At 66.2% G+C, this 1716-nt stretch carries 1 protein-coding gene; it reads left to right on the top strand.

What is annotated here, in order from left to right; translation table 11 throughout:
• Positions 1-144: 144 nt before the first annotated feature.
• Complete coding sequence (locus E0E18_RS13830) at positions 145-1602, top strand: APC family permease (protein WP_066589283.1); 1458 nt, start codon at positions 145-147, stop codon at positions 1600-1602.
• Positions 1603-1716: the final 114 nt, after the last annotated feature.

The raw sequence follows: 1716 nt of genomic DNA, 5'->3' as shown, positions 1-1716 counted from the left end.
GGCGCATTCGGTGCCGGCGCCACCAGCGTCAGACCCCCCTCCCCCCCGGGCCCCCGTAAAGGCCGTTAATCCCCCCTGTCCCCAGGTTTGCCGCGGCCCCCCCCCCGCCATCATCCCCGCCACACTGCACTGAGAGGTTCTGCCATGTCCGCTCCCACCGCCACCCCACCCGTCTCCACCGGAGGTGACACCCTACGGGGAGGTACCCTGACCACCGCGTCGATCGTCTTCATGGTCATCGCCGCGGCAGCACCGTTGACCGTCATCGGCGGTGCCCTGCCTATCGGCATGTCCATCGGCAACGGCCCCGGCTACCCTGCCATGTACGCCGTCAGCGCCGTCATCCTTGTCCTGTTCTCCGTGGGTCTGACCACGATGGCGAAATTCATCGACGAACCCGGCGCCTTCTACTCTTACGTGGAGACGGCGTTCGGACGCCGCCTGGGGATGGGCACCGCCTACCTCGCCCTGCTGACCTACACCGCCATCCAGTTCGCCGTCTACGGATTCCTCGGCGAACAGCTCTCCATCCTCGTCGATCCGCTGGTGCACATCCCGTGGTGGGCCTTCGCCCTCGCCGTCACCGCCGTGGTCGGCTTCCTGGGCTACCGCAACATCGAGCTGAGCTCCCGCGCGCTCGGCGTCCTCCTTATCGCGGAGATCGCGATCGTCGTCCTCATCGACGTCTTCGTCGTCGGCAGGGGCGGCGCCGACGGGATCAACGCCGAGCCCTTCCTGCCGGAGAACATCTTCTCCGGGTCCCTCGGGGTCGGCCTGATGATGGCGATGGCCGGATTCATCGGTTTCGAGGCGACCACCGTGTTCCGGTCCGAGGCCAGGGACCCCGACAGGACCATCCCCCGGGCGACCTACATCGCCGTGGCCGTGATCGGCATCTTCTACACCGTCTCCGGGTGGGCGGTCGTGGAGGCCTGGGGCACCGACAGTGTCCTCGAGGAAGCGGTCAACGACCCTGACAACATGATCGCGAACACCGCGCGGAACTATGTCGGGCAGTGGGCCGGCCCGGTCGTTCAGGTCCTCCTGCTCACCAGCCTTTTCGCCTGTGTCCTGTCCTTCCACAACGTACTCACCCGTTACCAGCACGCCATCTCCCACAAGCGGGGGCTGCCGAAGGCACTGCGGGCTGTGCACCTGACCTACCAGTCCCCCAGCATGTCCTCGATCGTGCAGACAGTGACCATCGCAGTCCTGGTCGTGGTCTGTGCCCTGGCGGGGATGGACCCGGTCACCCAGATCTTCACCTGGTTCTCCGGGCTCGCGACGTTCACCATCGTCATCCTCATGCTTCTGGTCTCTGTCGCGGTGATCGCATGGTTCCACGCCAGGCCTTCCCTCCAGGTCTCCGCGTGGAAGCGGCTGATCGCACCGGTGCTCTCGCTCCTGGGACTCGGCACCGCCCTCTACTTCATCCTGACGAACTTCACGGTCCTGGTCGGCAGCACCACAGTGGCCGTGGTCATGGCGGTCTCCGCACCGGCGGTCTTCATCCTCGGCATGATCTTCGCCACCTTCGTCCCGGAGTTCGACGACAAGATCATCACCCGGAACATGGCGAAGCAGATGGGTGACCGGAGCTAGACGCCCCCGCCCGGCCCCGTCCCCCTGCCGGTCCCGCCTCTGTCTCCTATACACCACCGGCGCCGCCGACGCAGAGGAGAGTCTTGATCTCCGTGGGTGCCGTCGGCTGAGAAA

This window comes from Corynebacterium neomassiliense, from assembly GCF_900626215.1.
Classification (GTDB): domain Bacteria; phylum Actinomycetota; class Actinomycetes; order Mycobacteriales; family Mycobacteriaceae; genus Corynebacterium; species Corynebacterium neomassiliense.
This window is presented reverse-complemented; position numbering and strand designations above follow the sequence as displayed.

Bases quoted from the DNA above. Each gene is read 5' to 3' on its own strand.
- E0E18_RS13830 (WP_066589283.1), top strand. From the start codon at position 145: ATGTCCGCTCCCACCGCCACCCCACCCGTCTCCACCGGAGGTGACACC.